Raw genomic sequence first — 16,389 nt, 5'->3', positions numbered from 1 at the left:
CGGCTTATTTATTTTTTCTCAGCAAAAAACACACCGCCAAACTCACATTCACGTCGATCAAAAATGGTGTAATAGCGGGTCATAATGGGTAAACCGAGAATGCATTGATTTGGCCAGTTTTCTAAAAATACAAATTGAAAAGAGGCCTGGTTCGGTTCTGGTGCATGCATTTGCCAGTAGCATTCAGGTGTTAAAACCAGTTCTACCGACTCGTCATCGAAACCTTCCAGAGTAATGGTGATATCGGGCCACTGTGCCAGATCAAGTAATGAAGCATCGACACCTTCCTCAACGCCTTCAAAGGTTTTATAGGGTTCAAGAATGGTGTCAAACTGAGGATTTATCGATTTAAAATCCTCTAGCATCTGATCAAACAGTGATTTGGGTAATACAATGGCAGATGCCCCGGTATCCATAATGCCATTGGAGCGGTATCGTCGGTTAATTTGTTTTAACAGTGGCGCTTTTCTGGCAGCACACTGCCCAACCTGAAGTGATTCAACATGAACGTTGTAGTATTTGTCATCGAGCACTTTAACTTTTTTAAAGTCGCCCTGATAAAGCTGTTTATGTTGTCTGGGCATACCCAGAACAAAAAGCCCCTGATTGAGCGGGTGCTGCTCTAAGGTTTCCAATGGGCGCTTACTGTCGGTTTGGTAAACACTGGAGCGATGGACATAAAAAGCAAACTGATTGGCAACCACGCCCTGAGTTTCAAGTTGAGTAAAATAAGGGGTGAGGTATTCTCGAGGGTAATCTTTTAGAAATTTTTTAAATTCTTTTACTGAATCATCTTGTTGTTCATCGGCTAAAAACCAGGGGTATGTAAAGGCTGGTTTTATATTATTTTCGTTTAGATATTCGGAAAGATCGTAAGCCTTGTTTAATTCATAATAGGCGAGGCCCAGTATGCCATCTGCCCCCATAAAATTTCCCGGCTGCTCTTTATGGGCAACGGCAACATTCACATCATCCAGTTCGACACTGTTTGATTCACTGCCCATGGATACTTTTGTTTTGACAACCGGACCAAACCAGCCTCCCATGCCATAGGTGATACTTTGGGCATAAACTGTAGCGGTTAAACATTCATCATCGGCAGGATTGTAATCTTCGCTTTGCACCACCAGTGTACTGCTTCCGGTATCCAATACCAGGTTGGCAGGTTCTTTACGATGGCCAATAAAAACCTGAGCGCAGTAATCGCCCTTGGCATAAACATTAACGATGGGTATTTCTATTGAATTTTGACTCGAGTTTTTAAATTCAACTGAGGTGTTGTTTTCAGGAGAGTCGTTTTGTTCTGTGGTGTTTGACATAGTATGCTTTAATCTTGTTGTTTTAATCTTATGCGCTGATAACAGAGTCAGTAACCTGTCAACCTAGCTGAAAGAACTGCGTTTATACAGTTACATTTTGCCTTAATCAGGAGAAAACACCAATGAAAATAACGCAGTACTTGATCGTCTCATTGTTTGCACTTGTATTGCTGTCCGGCTGTAAGCTGCAAAGTGACGACGATATTATTTTAACCACATCTGACGACTTCACCAGTAATGCATTTGAAGTAGAGGTTGAGATATTGGATTCTTTTGGTCAACCGGTATCACTGGTGTCGAGTAATGAAGCTGTGTCATTACGACTGTCGGTCACTAATTTACAAGATGAAGTAAAAACTATTACCTTTCATAACTCACAAAGAGTAAAAGCGGTATTTACCCAAAATGATGAGTTGGTGTATGACTTCGACAGCCGCTTCAGTTACTTGGCGGTAATAGGTGAAGAAGAGTTTATACCCAATGATACCAAAACCTTTAATGTGGCACTTAACAGCAGCGATTTCCCATCCGGCGACATTCAAATAACCGCGTCCATTGCATTAGCGGATCTTTCCAATGAAACATTACTGGATGAAACATTAACGCAGTTTGAAGCACAAACGACTATCGAAGTATTACCTTAAGTTATTGCAGACTCATGACGGAGAATATGCTATTTAAGAACTCTACTTAAGAATGCAATTGCAGTAATTAGTGAGTTAACTCGAGTGGCAATATTGTTAGATAAGAAAGTGGCTGAACAAAAAGAGGTTGTTAATGATGATTAAAAGTAAAACGACCTCCAGTATGATTATTATGATGCTATTCAGCCCTGTCGCACTTGCAGTAGACTGCAAATCAATGGCATCGCTTTTGCCGATTGTTGGTCACTGGCAATCAAAGGACGATGCTAAACCTTCGGATAACAGTCAGGTTACTGAAGAAATATGGCAACAAGTCAGTGACAATACTTTAGAAGGCAAAGGGCGTGTCGTCGTTAATGGACAGGCATCAACCACGGAGTGGTTGCGTTTGGTCAAAATGGATAATGCCATTTTTTATATTGCGAAACCGAAACAAAATGAACGGCCAGTGGCATTTAAACTGACCGAGTGTTCAGAAAAACGTTGGGTTTTTACCAATAAACATCACGATTTTCCTAAACAAATTGAGTATCAGTTAAAGTCTTCTAAAAAATTACTTGTGAATGTTACGGGTGATGGCAATGGGTTTTCGATTCATTTTGATTCTAAAAATTAAAGAATTAAGGTGCATTACTGTGCTAATGGCTTTCTTTGATTGATTTTTATCCGCACGAGGTGTTCGCAAATTTAGCTAAATTATAAAGAATAGAGATGATTGTGATTATTTACTTCAATAATCCTTTTGTTATCTGTACCATGCCCGCCTTTAAAATTAGTGATTATATTTGTAATGGATGCACCAACCGATAATGGGCTATCACCTGCCTATAGTTTAGCGGTAGTTCTAAAGTATTTTGATATAGATACCTCAATTGAAACTTTGGTTCAAGATAATGGATTAAAGATTAATCAGTTGGACAATACCTCATATTTAAGATTAGCAAAGAGAGCTGGGCTAAAAGCATCCATAAAAAAAATGACGGTTAGAAATATGAGCAGTCATTTGATGCCATGTGTAGTGATACTAAGTTCCGGTGAGTTTTGCGTTTTAGTAAGAGTTACCGAAAAAGATGTCATGTTACAAAAGTATGGGCAGTCATCGGTTCTTTCACTTTCTATAGAAGAGTTTGAAAAGAGCTATTCAGGTAATTGCATTTTATTTAAGAAAAAGCTGGGGCTAGACAACTTAACAAGTAAGTTTGATATTACTTGGTTTATTCCATCGTTATTAAAATACAAACATTTGCTTGGACAAGTTTTAGTCGCTTCTTTTGTTATTCAATTGCTAGCATTAGCTACCCCATTGTTTTTTCAGGTGGTGATAGACAAGGTATTAGTACATCAAGGTCTAACTACACTCGATGTGTTGTGCATAGGCTTATTAGTAGTATCGATATTTGAAGTAGTATTAACTGGCTTACGAACCTATGTGTTTTCTCATACAACCAATCGAGTTGATGTGGAGTTGGGTTCTAAACTGTTCAGTCACTTAGTCAAGTTGCCGGTTAGTTTTTTTGAATCGCGTCAAGTGGGTAATATTGTTGCTCGTGTTAAAGAGCTGGATAGTATAAGAAACTTTATTACTGGTACGTCGCTTACACTTGTTATTGATCTGTTCTTTAGCTTTGTTTTTTTTGCCATTATGTATTATTACAGCACAACATTGTTCACAATTGTGGCGCTAATAATGCCTCTTTATGTGATTTTGTCTGCGATTATTACACCGGTGCTTAAAAAACGACTGGACGATCAATTTAAGTATGGTGCGGCGAATCAAGCCTTTTTAACCGAGAGCGTACATGGTATTGAAACCATTAAAGCTTTGGCGCTTGAGCCTAAAGTTAACCGGCGCTGGGAAGAACAGCTTGCGCACTATGTCACCTCAACATTTAAAACAACCAATTTAAGCAATATTGCTAATCAGGTCGCTGGATTTATCAATAAGTTAACCACCGTGCTTATTATTTGGATAGGCGCGCGCTTGGTGATTGAACAAGAAATCAGTATGGGTCAGTTAATAGCCTTTAATATGTTTGCTGGTCGAGTCTCTGCACCTATATTGCGTCTGGTTCAGGTTTGGCAAGATTTTCAGCAAGCCCGAGTATCAGTGGATCGCTTAGGTGATATATTAAATGCCCCAGCGGAGCCTACGTTAAGCAGTGCGCAATCTAATGGCGTCAATTTAAAGGGCGACATAGCGTTTAAGAACATTAGTTTTAAATACGCGGCCGATATGCCTCGCGTGTTGGAGAATATTAATTTTACGGTTTCTGCCGGAACGGTTGTAGGAGTGGTTGGTCGCTCTGGCTCTGGCAAAAGCACACTCACCAAGCTTATACAAAAGCTTTACTTGCCAGAAAAAGGCAAGGTATACATTGATGATATTGATTTAGCGTTAGTTGACCCTTCATATTTACGACGGAAAATTGGTGTTGTTCTGCAAGAAAACTTTCTTTTTAATAAAACCATTAAAGAAAATATTGCGTTTGGCGACCCTACTGCGCCTATCGAACGAATAATTGATGCGGCCAAAACAGCCGGTGCTCATGAGTTTATTGTGGGTATGGCGAATGGATATGACGCCATAGTCGGTGAAAATGGACGAAACTTGTCTGGCGGACAACGACAACGGCTAGCCATTGCCAGAGCGTTACTAACCAATCCTGATATTCTAATTTTTGATGAAGCAACCAGTGCGCTCGATTACGAATCGGAAAGGATCATTCAAGACAACCTTAAGGAAATATGCAAAGGTCGCACAGTGATTATGATTGCCCATCGGTTATCGACCATTCGAAATGCCGATAAAATATACGTCTTAGAAAAAGGACAGTTAATAGAACAAGGTGATCACGATGAACTGCTTAGTTCAAACGGATATTACGCAAAACTGCATGGGTTTCAATCACAATGAGTGCTTTAAATTTAAAACAAAACTCAGGCATAACGGATAAGCAACTCTATGACTTTTTGCCTGCAGTATTGGAAGTTACAGAGCGACCGCCTAATAAAGGTGCGCAATGGATCACTTGGATTATTATTGCATTATTCATCGCAGCTATCGTTTGGGCGTGTCTTGGTAAGGTTGATGTTGTGGTTACCGGTAGAGGTGTTTTGCATGAAATGGTTGATAATAAAGGCAATGTGAGCTTACAAGCCACTGTACACTTTCAAAATAAAGATGTGGGTTTTTTAAAGGCAGGGCTACCAGTCGCGTTAAAAGTAGACGCTTATCGCTTCACTAAGTATGGTTTAATTGACGGCGAATTAGAGTCTATAGAGTATAGTGCGTCAAACAAAGCTAATCAGCAACATCGGTTTAAAGGGAAAGTGGCTGTAGTTGAAAATAATATAAAAATAAATAATGAGCGAGTAAAACTGATGTCAGGATTGACAGTGATTTCAGAAGTTAAAATTGGCAAACGTCGTATAATCGATTTTATACTTTCTCCAATTGATAAAGCAATTAATGAAAGTGCTAGGGAAAAGTGATGGGTGCTCGAGTGATGCCATGAGGTTTTAAAATACAACTACTGTTTAGTTGTAAGTAAGAGCACAGTTAATAACGATATAAATATTATTTTATTATTTACAAATACTTTTAATTTACTGGGTAAATCGAAGTTGTTTTAGCGCTAGTGTGAAAAAATTGGAGAAAATTATGATAGGGCTTTTTTTTATTGGTGTATATGTATTATTTATTCTCGTTGCAGTGTTTCTGCCTTTCTTGATTTTTCGCAAAAGAGTAAAGAATTATAAAAAGAAGCGGACTATTCTTTCTTTGATCATAATTAGCATTCCTTTTTTTGTATACGCATTTGAGCGAACTTTGTATGAATGGGAGTGCAGTAAAAATGTATATTTTTATCCTGATGAAAAACCAGATAAACCAGAGGCAATAGCTTATTCTGGTAATTTTTTTAGTGGTGATGGTGCATATAAAGAGAGAGATGGAGAGAATAGATTAAATTTATTTTACGATTATTCTTTCGAGTTTATAGTCAAAATCGATGATATTGATGACTTTGTCGGTATTGATGAAAAAAAATTCTATGATCTTTTAAGAAGTGGAGATGTTGTTCCATATCAAAAAAAAATAATACCCGATGAAAAAAAGAGGTTGATTATTGATGGTGTTAGGTATGTTATTTATGATAAGGCTAGATATAAATTTAACATGATATCTATTACAACATATATTTACGATCAAAAAGAAGAAAAGATTTTGTCGTCTGTATCAAGTGTTAATCATTCGAAAGGGCAGAGTCTTGTTAATGTATTGTATCCTTACGAGTTTGATAGGTGCTCGAAAAGTAAAGCAGGTTATTTTTCTGTTAGTGATCTTTTGAAAAAAACATTTAAATAAAGGAATGTATTTGTGAATATTGAGAAAGAATTTTATAACTCACTTATTAGTTTAAGTTCATATGTTGATTTTCAGGAAGGGGAAGAGCACACAGAGCAAAGCTCAAAGCTATCGTTGAATGAAGATGAATACTGGAAATCATCAGATAGTATGATAGATCTTTTTTTAGAAAAATTTGAGGTTTTATCGCATAAGAGAAATGCAAGCTCAGGTTTTTCTGCGACAGTATTTAAAAATATTAAGAGTAATGAGGTTGTTTTTGCGAATCGTGGCACTTCAATTTCTGATCTAAGTGATATTCATGCCGATGTTGATATTGTATTGAATGGTGTTCCTAGGATCCAAGCTATTAGTTTATTTAATTATGTTTCTTATCTTAAAGCGCCTTTTGGAGAAAATTTTCTTGAAGCTAAATTAACATCAAATGGTTTGGTTTTTAATAATACCGGGGTTGGAGCAGGCAAAGAAAACTGGTTTTCAGTTCCTGTTGATGTTACTGGTCATAGTCTTGGAGGAAACTTATCTGGTGCGTTGGGCAGACTTTTTCCTAATATGGTTAAAGATTTATATGTCTATAATAGTGCAGGCACAGCAGGAATGTTAGCGCAAGATTATTCGCTATCCTACCCTTATATTAGTTGGAATCCAACAGAGTCAGAGTTTTATAATTATTTTGATCAATTCGGGTCAGTCGATTCATATGAAAACTTTCAAAATGTCTTTAATGTCTATGGAGAAGATGGTTACGAATTTGTTACTAATGACATTATATTCAATCAAGTTGGAGGGAAGAGTAATAGAGTCGGAGTAAATACAGAAGGGGGGACGCATAGTTCTATTGCGCTTGCTGAAAGTTTATCTGTTGCCTGGATATTCAATAAGCTAGATCCGAGTTTTACATTAGCGGATCACTCTTCGATGTTAGATGCTGCAAAAAGTTCTGAGCCAGGTTCGTTATTGAGACTAACAAGTGAATTAAGTCAAATTATAAATAGCAAACCTGTTGCAGACTTATGGGACGGTGTATATGACATTAGTAAACTGGAGAATTCTACAAATGTAACTGTTTTATCATCCAAGTCACATGAGGAACTTATAAGACTTTATTCAGAAAGTGAAAATAAAAAAGCGCTAATTTATTCTGCTAAAAAAGGACTGCCATTTTCTATTGATGGTTCATATACCGCTTATGAATCAATCGATGAAAGTCAGTATAGTGTTGATGCCGCTGCTGACTTAATGGGGAAGTTGGCTGTGGAACTAAATATACATGCAAGGGATAGTTCTGTAGGGAATGAACTAAGTGTCGGCAATGCAAATTTTTCGTTTGACAGTAGCCAAATTATAAAAAATGAAGTAAGCATGTCTTTATTATCTCCTAAGAATATTAAGTTTGGCGGTTATGAAAGTGATAGCTTAACAGGTACGAGTGAAGAAAACCGACTTTATGGCTTGGGTGGTGCTGATACATTAACAGGAAGTAATCAGTATGACATTTTAGATGGAGGTAACGACAACGACATATTGAATGGAAATGAAGGCGAAGACATTCTTATTGGTGGAAAAGGCGATGATACAATAGAAGGTGGAAAAGGAAAAGATACTCTATGGGGTGGAGAAGGTGACGATACTTATCTTTTCAATAGCGAATCTGGTCACGATACTATAGAAAATATTTATTCTTTATCGGGTGGTGATGAAGATGGAAAGATTGAATTTGATGGATTGACCATTGACGGTTCCAGCGCAAAAAAGAAAAGCGAAGGGGCAAATGTATTTTACGATGAAGATAATAAAATAACCTATTCGTTAATCGAAAAAGATTTAACCATTGAATTTGAGCAAGAGAATGAAGTTGTTTCGTCGGTCACGGTACGTGGTTTTGAAAATGGATTTTTAGGAATTAATCTACCTGGTGAAAATGATGAGGCTGAAGAGCCTGAAGATAATACTTCGGTTAGTTTTACCGTTACTGAGCATTGGAATGAACATAATGATACAAGCATGGATGAAGCTATCAGTGATCCAAATAAAGACCGTATAACCATAGGTTATTTTGTGGATGAAAATGGTTATACCTTTGAATCTGATGGTGATGGTAATAAAACTTACATTACCGAGAGTCAAACGATTGTAAACGACACCGTTTATAAAACATATCTACAGGGCGGTAGTGGCCATGATCGGCTAACTGGAGGAGTTAAGGGCGATACATTACTAGGTGGTAGAGGTGATGATTATTTAATTGGTAAGGAAGATATAGATTTACTGCTAGGTAGACATGGCAGCGATCATTTAGATGGCGGTGAAGGTGATGACAGACTAATTGGTGGTGTACAACAATACATTAAAAATGCTGACTGGGATACATGGCCCAAAAGAACACCTTATTACTCCGTTGAAGAATATAATAGCATGGAAGACTTTAAAGAAGATGATGACACTTTAATAGGGGGAGCTGGTAACGATGAAATTAAGGCTGGACGCGGCAAAGACTATGTTAATGGTGGCGATGGCGAAGATTTGATTTACGGTGGTGCCCATAATGATCGTATCGAAGGAGGGAGTGGTAACGATGTTATCTTAAGTGATGGTATGTACGCCACAGAGTATGTAACTGAGTGGTCTGGTGACGATGAAGTGATCATTGATAGCGAGTGGGGATGGAATCTTATACCTTATATTGAAAACGCAAAAAAGCAAGCCGGAGACGATACTGTATATGGAGGAACAGGTGATGATTATATTGCTGCGGGTGCAGGAAATGATGTTATTTATGGCGGAGATGGTAATGATAAAGTTTTTGCTGATGGAAATTATAATCGAAAAGAAAAAAAGGTAGAACCAGAAACCGAAAGTCAGTTTAATGGAAATGATGTTATTTATGCTGGCAAAGGTGAGGACATTGTTATTGGTTATGGTGGTGATGACACTATTGATGGAGGGGATGATAATGATGAGCTATTCGGTGATAGTGACGAGTTAGCGGATGAGATGCATGGGAAAGATCTCATTAAAGGAGGTGCTGGTGATGATCGAATTCGAGGTTATGGAAAGGATGACAGGCTTTATGGGAATGAAGGAAAAGATGTTATTGGTGGTGATAAAGGAAATGATTATATAGAAGGAAATGAAGGTGAGGATGAACTCCAAGGAGGTGAGGGTGATGATCGACTCTTCGGTAATACTGATAACGATCTTCTATTTGGTCAAGATGGCAATGACCACTTAGATGGTGGATCAGGAGTTGATAAGTTACAAGGTGGTAAAGGCAATGATATTTTAATCGGTGGTTTAGATGTTGATTATCTTTGGGGTGAAGACGGAGATGATAGTCTAAGTGGTGGCTCTGGAGATGATGAGTTAAATGGCGGTTCTGGTAACGATGTATTAGCTGGAAATTCTGGTCGTGATCGAATTGATGGCGGTGCTGGTAACGACACGATCATTGCAAATATTGGTGATGGTGAATCATTTATTGTGGATCAATCTGGAAGTAATATCATTCAATTTGGTGCCGGCGTTAGTATTGCTACAGTCTCGGTTGAACAGATGATTAATGGAGTCTTAATAAACTATGGTGCTAGTGATATCGTCTTTATTGAAAATTCTAGCATAGGCTACATCAGTCAAGTTAACTTTGCTGATGGTCGTTCCGTTAGTATGTCTCGTTTATTAAGTGATCTTGTACCGGAACCAACTGCGTCAACCAGCGGAACTGGTCATACATCGGCCACTATTAATGCAAGTTCATCAGATGTTAGTTATAGCCGTGATAATAACAATTTGGTATTACGTTATACTGGCGATAACTCCGACTGGATCAACATAGAGTATCTACAAAATCAAGGCTATGTTTTTGCTGTAGAAACGGTAGAGGAAAATGGGCAGACTTTTCAACAACTTCGTTTTATAAATTGGTACAATGCAAATCCTAGACTTTATTTAAACTCATTAAATTTTGACAATGAATCCGTAGATTTAACTACCATTGAATTATCATCATCAAACATCGAAGGGTCAGAATACACCGATAATCTTACTGGAGATTTGAGTAATAATATAATATCCAGTGGTGCTGGCAATGATATTATAGATGCCTCTTCGGGTGATGATTCGATTACTGGTGGTTTGGGTGATGATCTACTTTCTGGTGGTGAAGGTAATGATACCTATTTTTATAATATAGGTGATGGAAAAGATATTATAAGTGAATCGTCTGGCAACGATACAATACTATTTGGCTCAGATATTACGCCCGATATGTTAACTGTAACTGAACGCAAAAATGGTTTGCACATTCAAATTGGAGAGTCGGGTAGTGATGTTATATTTATTAAAAACTGGTCTTTGAGTGCAGATAATAAAGTCGAGAACTTTAACTTTAAGGATGGCACACAGCTAGGTATTTCTGATATTGAAGATTTAATTATAGGAAACCGATCCCCTGTTATTAATATTGATATTTCAGATCAAAATGTACAAATGGGTGAGCCACTTGAACTTGATTTATCAGATAGTTATTTTTCTGATCCTGATGGAGATGAGTTGAGTTTTCGTATTATGGGATTGGATGGTGCTTCATTGCCAGATTGGATAAAATTTGACGTAGTAAAAGGAGTGATATCTGGAAAACCTGGCTTTAATGATACAGATGATTTTGAAATTGTTGTAACAGCGAATGATCCTTCTGGATATTATGTAAGAACACAATTTAATTTAAATGTTAATGAAGAAGATGGATATATTGGAACGGATGGAGACGATGTTATTGTCGGTACTCAAGATAATGATTATATTTTTGGTATGGGTGGTAATGATAAAATATCTGGATTAAAAGGCAGTGATCGGATTGTAGGTGGTAAAGGTGATGATGAACTGCTCCCTAGTTATGGTAATGATATTTTAGAGTTTTCTCTGGGCGATGGAAAAGATCGAATTAATATTCCTGCGAATGATATTCAACAGTTTTTAGACACAGATACAATTTTATTCGGAAAAGGTATCTCGCCAGACTCGGTTCGTTTATTAAGGGGGAAAGACGAATATAATACTCTTGTTATCGATTATGGCTACTTAGGGGATGAGGTTATTGTTGATAACTTCTTTGACCGTGGCAAGGTAAGAAATTCAATAGATCGTATTGGTTTTTATGATGGAACAGTATGGAACCTAGATGACATAATTAATAACGTCGAGCATATTATAGATTCAGAAGATAATCATTTTTATCAGCTGAAACCTTTACCTGTTATTTTGGATGGATTAGCGGGTAATGATCGGTTAGATGGTAATTTTGGCGATGATCATTTAATAGGAAATATTGGTGATGATTATTTATACGGTGACGGGGGAAATGATATTATTGAAGGTGGTGTTGGCAATGATATTATTCGAGGCGGTCAAGGCGACGATACCTTAATTGGAGGTCAAGGCGATGATGGTATGTCTGTTAATCATGGAAATAACATAGTTCGTTTTTCAAAAGGTCATGGATTGGATGTTATATATAATAGAAGTGAAGAAGGACAAGATATAATTCACTTTGATGCGACTATTAATCCTTCTGACATAAGCTATTATCGATTTGGTGATCACATGGTGATTGGTTCTGGAGAAGAAAATTATGTGATCATAAGTAACATGTATGGACATTATATTCATTCAGATGAAATAAGAAGTAACATATCAATAAAAATTGATGATGGATCTGTTACTCCACTATCTAGTGTAGAAGTATCTGGAGGATGGTTTGATTTAGTTCGTTGGTCTAATTTGAATACAGATGTCTTTGGATTATATGATTACCCGCATGGTTACATGGGAGATTCAGATTTAGAAAACTTTGATAATAGAGTTGATACTCAAGATGGTGAAAGCGTTGTTTATGGTTCTCCAAAGCGAGATATTATTACTACAGGAAAAGGTAATAGTCTTGTGCGTGCGTTTGCAGGCAATGACAAAATATCGGGTAATCAAGGTATCAATCAGTTTTATCCTGGCAAGGGTGACGACCAAGTCGATGCGGCTGGTGTTACGCATTTATACTTAGAATATGACGCAGGTGCCGACTCCGTACGGCGTTACTGGACTGGACTAGATAAACTTAATATACACTTACCTGATAATGTCTCCATTGGATCGTTTAATTACTCACTGACAGATAACAATAATGATTTAGTGATTAATTACGGAGCAAGCAATGATTCAATCACATTGGATAATATGATGGAAATTTCAGAATCTCATTTATCATTTAAATATGATGTTTCTGTGATTGATAGCGAATCGAACCATGACAATAATGCATTTAAAGAACATATTTTATTAAACTATAACTTTGCACCTGTCGGAACAAATGACACTGGTTATTCCGTGACTACGGGTGAAACTCTTACTATAAATGCGTCTGAAATATTGGCAAATGATCACGATATTAACGAAGATGAACTGACTATATCGGGTACACCAAGCAGTGATAGTGGTACAGTCAACTATGATTCAGAAACAGGAATTATTCAGTTTACACCTGAAGAGGGTTTTATTGGTAATACGATGATTGAATACGTGCCTTTTGATGGTGATAAATACGCTGATCTTTCGACTCAAATATCAGTCACTGTTACCGCTCCTGATAATTCTGGCGGAGGAGATCACGCTCCTCCTGGTGGAGACAACCCCGATGATTATGATAACCATGTGACAGGATCCGATAACGCTGAGCAGTTATACAGAGGACACAACGCAGATTACATCGAAGGACTTGGCGGTGATGATCAGCTATATGGGCTTGGTGGAAATGATTATCTTAGTGGTGGTGACGGCAATGATTACCTTGATGGCGGCGAAGGCGATGATATTCAAAGCGGAGGCGCTGGCAACGATCAACTCGGCGGAGATACTGGTAATGATATTCTCATTGGCGGAAGCGGTGATGATATTTATGTTTTTCGCCCCGGTTCTGGCCAAGATACTATTAAAAATGGAATTGGTGAAGACGGTACAGACTGGTTGATCTTTACTGGCGATATAACCAGTGATCGACTGGTATTTGTTAGAGACGGTGATAATTTGGTTATACAAATTACCGACTCAACTGATCAGGTGACTATAGAAAATTGGTTTTTGGGAAGTGAGTATCAGGTGGATTATATTCAGCCCTCAGGTGCAAGTGGCATGTCGACAACGCAAGTTGAAAATATGTTGAGTGATGGCTCTGAAGACGATAGTAATTCTGGAGGTACCGGATCGGATGATAATTCTTCCGATGAGGGAGATAACACATCAAGCTTTCAAATTCCCGATCCATCGACTTATACCTATCATGAAGTTGGGACTGCTAACGCAGAGCAGTTATATCGAAGCAATGATGCTGATTTCTTAGAAGCCTTAGCCGGGGATGATCAATTATTTGGTCTCGCAGGTAATGACTTTCTTCATGCTGGAGAAGGAAATGATTACTTAGACGGTGGTGACGGTAATGATATTGAATTTGGAGCAGCAGGGGATGACCAATTAGGGGGTGATGCCGGAAACGATCTACTTGTTGGGGGCTCTGGAAATGATCGTTATGTATTTAGACCAAATTCTGGGCAAGATACCATCGATAATTCAGTTGGTGATAACGGAACGGATTGGTTATTGTTTACAGATAATATTACAGAAGATCGTCTTAACTTTTCACGAGACGGTGACAACCTGATAATTTCAATTGCGGACTCATCCGACTCCGTTACAGTTCAAGGTTGGTATTTGAGTGATAAACATCGCATAGATTATATACAACCTGCTGGAGGTTCAGGAATACCAGCAAATACAATTGAGAGCATGGTGTCATCAAATAAATTAAGTGAGTCACTCTTAAAAGTTGAAAGCTCTGTTATAAATATTGATGCAGTAAACGATATTGTGCGTCACGATTTAGCAAATGCGACGAGTATTGAAGCTCTAGATAACAGTAACATTGAACGTGCTATTCTAAATATTGTGCACGAAAAATCAGTCTCTAGAGAAGTGACATCACTCGATTCAATACGTAGTAATGAGCAGCTAGCTTCAAATGAACTTGAGTGGCTGTCAGCAATGTAGTCGGTTTACGAGTAGCAGGGCAGCATGTCTGCCCTGCTTGAAGTAAGCGAGCTGTGCCAAATCGTACAAGTAAAGACTAATTCGGGATCTGGTTTTAAATTGATTTTCGGACTATGTTTTAAAGTATTAAAAATTTGAGTATGTAGGTTTTTAATACATTTGCATTTAATTGTCTATTTTAAACGTATAAGATAAGACTCCACCTATTATTAGTCATTGGACTTTGGTTGTAGCATTATGCGTTTTTTGATTCCTCGTCGGTTTTTAGAAATCAGTTTGGTCATCGGGCTATGTATGCCTGTTGTGCACGCTGAAAATCCCTTTTCATGCGACCGTTCGACAGATCTTGGCTATAAAGTATCGTGGCAGGGTGCGCACAATGGCAGTGCTACAGGCGAGCGTGGTGGCCGTTATTGGGCATTTATTGGTGAGAGCTTTAGCTTTTACTTAAAAACGCCATTTCGTAAAAAGCTTGGTGAACTTCGAATTGCTCATAGGGGCACTCACATAGACTACAGCCCTGGCAATGAATATACCCTTCAGTTAACGGCGGAAACTCAATCGAGCGATCACGCTGTTTTGCAATTAAATAAACCCTGGTTTGAAGGGGATACCCCGGAGCAGGCAGGGGAAATTCGATTTACAACTCACGCGTTAGGCCCAATGAACCAGCCTTGCCTGCAAGGAGAAGGCGCAATCACTTTTAAGAACGAGCAAGACGAAGTGATTACAGTGAATTTGATATTTGCTGTGGATATCTCTGGTCGAAAATTTCGCAGCTAAGCTGGAGTGATGTGTGAAGCTTGAGAAAAAGTGACAAGTGCATCTAACTTCTAGTAAACCCATGAATTTGAGTAATAAAAATACTATTGAGTTGTATGTAAGATAGCAGTCAATAAAGATGTATAAAGCATTTATTTGATTATTTACGAATGGTTTTAAGTTGCTGACTGAAACGATGTTATTTTAGTGATAGTTTGAAAAACTGGAGAAATGTGTGATAGGGATTTTTTTTATTGGTGTATATGCATTGTTTATTCTCGTTGCAGTGTTTCTGCCTTTCTTGATTTTTCGCAAAAGAGCAAAGAATTATAAAAAGAAGCGAACAATTCTTTCTTTAATAATAATTAGTATTCCCTTTTTTGTATACGCATTTGAGCGAACTTTGTATGAATGGGAGTGTAGTAATAATATTCTTTTTTATCCTGAAAATAAACTAGATAGACCTCTGTCAATTGCCTATTCTGGACATATTTCTAAGGGAAGTAGGGCGTATAGAAAAAGCAATGGTAAGAATCTTCTCAATGTTTTCCATGACTTTTCCTTTGAGTACATTGTTAGTATTGATGGTGAAGAAAACTTTAAGTTAATTAATAAAGAGAAAATTATCGAGCCATTGATGAATAGTGAGGTGTTTCCTTATGAGCTAAGAGATATCACGAATCACGAAAGGGAAAATGTATTAAATAGCACTAAATATATTGTTTATGACTCTGTTGAATATAAGTTTAATATGATTTTGATAACAATTTATATTTATGATTTTAAGAATGATAAAGTTATCTCTGCAGTCTCTAGAGTTAGTCATTCTAAAGGTCAGGACATTATTAATATTTTATATCACTATGAGTTTGGTCGGTGCTCAAAAATTGAAGCTAAATACGGGCCTGTCGAAGAGCTTTTGAGTAAAACATTTAAATAAGGAAGTCTACATGAATATTGAAAATAAATATTTTGATTAAATCTTGCCAGTTGCTTCGTATGTCGACTTTGATGAAGGGAAAATTAATAATGAAGGACTTGCTGATAGTAGTTTAAAAGATAGTGATGAGTAGCAGTCAGAAAGTTTGAGGGACTTGTTTTTAGATAATGCCGAAGTTTTATCACATAGGAAAAATAATGGCTCAGGTTTTTCTGCAACAGTATTTAAAAATATTAAAAATGATGAGGTTGTTTTTGCAAATCGTGGCAC

Annotated in this window: 9 protein-coding genes; 8 read left to right on the top strand and 1 reads right to left on the bottom strand. The window is 37.5% G+C overall.

Annotated features, from left to right (window positions below; genetic code table 11):
- Nucleotides 1-8: 8 nt before the first annotated feature.
- On the bottom strand, nucleotides 9-1,319 hold the full coding sequence (locus C8D97_RS17330) for a pepsin-like aspartic protease (protein WP_109765074.1): 1,311 nt from the start codon (nucleotides 1,317-1,319) through the stop codon (nucleotides 9-11).
- Nucleotides 1,320-1,441: 122 nt separating this feature from the next.
- Between C8D97_RS17330 and C8D97_RS17325 the strand changes: the two genes are divergently transcribed.
- The 8 genes from C8D97_RS17325 (at nucleotide 1,442) to C8D97_RS17290 (ending at nucleotide 16,119) form a co-directional block, all read left to right on the top strand.
- Nucleotides 1,442-1,963, top strand: coding sequence for a BsuPI-related putative proteinase inhibitor (locus C8D97_RS17325; protein ID WP_109765073.1), 522 nt, complete (start codon nucleotides 1,442-1,444; stop codon nucleotides 1,961-1,963).
- A 133-nt stretch (nucleotides 1,964-2,096) separates the two neighbouring features.
- Nucleotides 2,097-2,579 (top strand): DUF6265 family protein, encoded by a 483-nt coding sequence (locus C8D97_RS17320; RefSeq protein WP_109765072.1) that lies wholly within the window; start codon nucleotides 2,097-2,099, stop codon nucleotides 2,577-2,579.
- 174 nt (nucleotides 2,580-2,753) lie between these two features.
- Nucleotides 2,754-4,877: a type I secretion system permease/ATPase gene (locus C8D97_RS17315; protein WP_109765071.1), complete on the top strand. Its 2,124-nt coding sequence runs from the start codon at nucleotides 2,754-2,756 to the stop codon at nucleotides 4,875-4,877.
- Nucleotides 4,874-5,455 (top strand): beta-barrel domain-containing protein, encoded by a 582-nt coding sequence (locus C8D97_RS17310; protein ID WP_109765070.1) that lies wholly within the window; start codon nucleotides 4,874-4,876, stop codon nucleotides 5,453-5,455. The genes C8D97_RS17315 and C8D97_RS17310 overlap by 4 nt, the downstream gene beginning before the upstream one ends.
- Before the next feature lie 169 nt (nucleotides 5,456-5,624).
- Nucleotides 5,625-6,329, top strand: coding sequence for a hypothetical protein (locus C8D97_RS17305; RefSeq protein WP_109765069.1), 705 nt, complete (start codon nucleotides 5,625-5,627; stop codon nucleotides 6,327-6,329).
- A 12-nt stretch (nucleotides 6,330-6,341) separates the two neighbouring features.
- A complete protein-coding gene (locus C8D97_RS18475) occupies nucleotides 6,342-14,417 on the top strand; it encodes a calcium-binding protein (protein WP_109765068.1) in 8,076 nt (2,691 codons plus the stop codon).
- Nucleotides 14,418-14,654: 237 nt separating this feature from the next.
- Nucleotides 14,655-15,200 carry a hypothetical protein gene (locus C8D97_RS17295; RefSeq protein WP_109765067.1) on the top strand — a complete coding sequence of 182 codons (546 nt, stop codon included), beginning with the start codon at nucleotides 14,655-14,657 and terminating at the stop codon, nucleotides 15,198-15,200.
- 214 nt (nucleotides 15,201-15,414) lie between these two features.
- Nucleotides 15,415-16,119, top strand: a complete 705-nt coding sequence (locus C8D97_RS17290; protein WP_109765066.1) for a hypothetical protein — start codon at nucleotides 15,415-15,417, stop codon at nucleotides 16,117-16,119.
- The last annotated feature ends 270 nt before the right edge of the window (nucleotides 16,120-16,389 follow it).

This window comes from Pleionea mediterranea (assembly GCF_003148745.1).
In the GTDB taxonomy this organism is placed as follows: domain Bacteria; phylum Pseudomonadota; class Gammaproteobacteria; order Enterobacterales; family Kangiellaceae; genus Pleionea; species Pleionea mediterranea.
This window is presented reverse-complemented; position numbering and strand designations above follow the sequence as displayed.

Bases quoted from the DNA above. Each gene is read 5' to 3' on its own strand.
- C8D97_RS17320 (WP_109765072.1), top strand. From the start codon at position 2,097: ATGATGATTAAAAGTAAAACGACCTCCAGTATGATTATTATGATGCTA.
- C8D97_RS17310 (WP_109765070.1), top strand. From the start codon at position 4,874: ATGAGTGCTTTAAATTTAAAACAAAACTCAGGCATAACGGATAAGCAA.
- C8D97_RS17295 (WP_109765067.1), top strand. From the start codon at position 14,655: ATGCGTTTTTTGATTCCTCGTCGGTTTTTAGAAATCAGTTTGGTCATC.
- C8D97_RS17330 (WP_109765074.1), bottom strand. From the start codon at position 1,319: ATGTCAAACACCACAGAACAAAACGACTCTCCTGAAAACAACACCTCA.
- C8D97_RS17315 (WP_109765071.1), top strand. From the start codon at position 2,754: ATGGATGCACCAACCGATAATGGGCTATCACCTGCCTATAGTTTAGCG.
- C8D97_RS17305 (WP_109765069.1), top strand. From the start codon at position 5,625: ATGATAGGGCTTTTTTTTATTGGTGTATATGTATTATTTATTCTCGTT.
- C8D97_RS17325 (WP_109765073.1), top strand. From the start codon at position 1,442: ATGAAAATAACGCAGTACTTGATCGTCTCATTGTTTGCACTTGTATTG.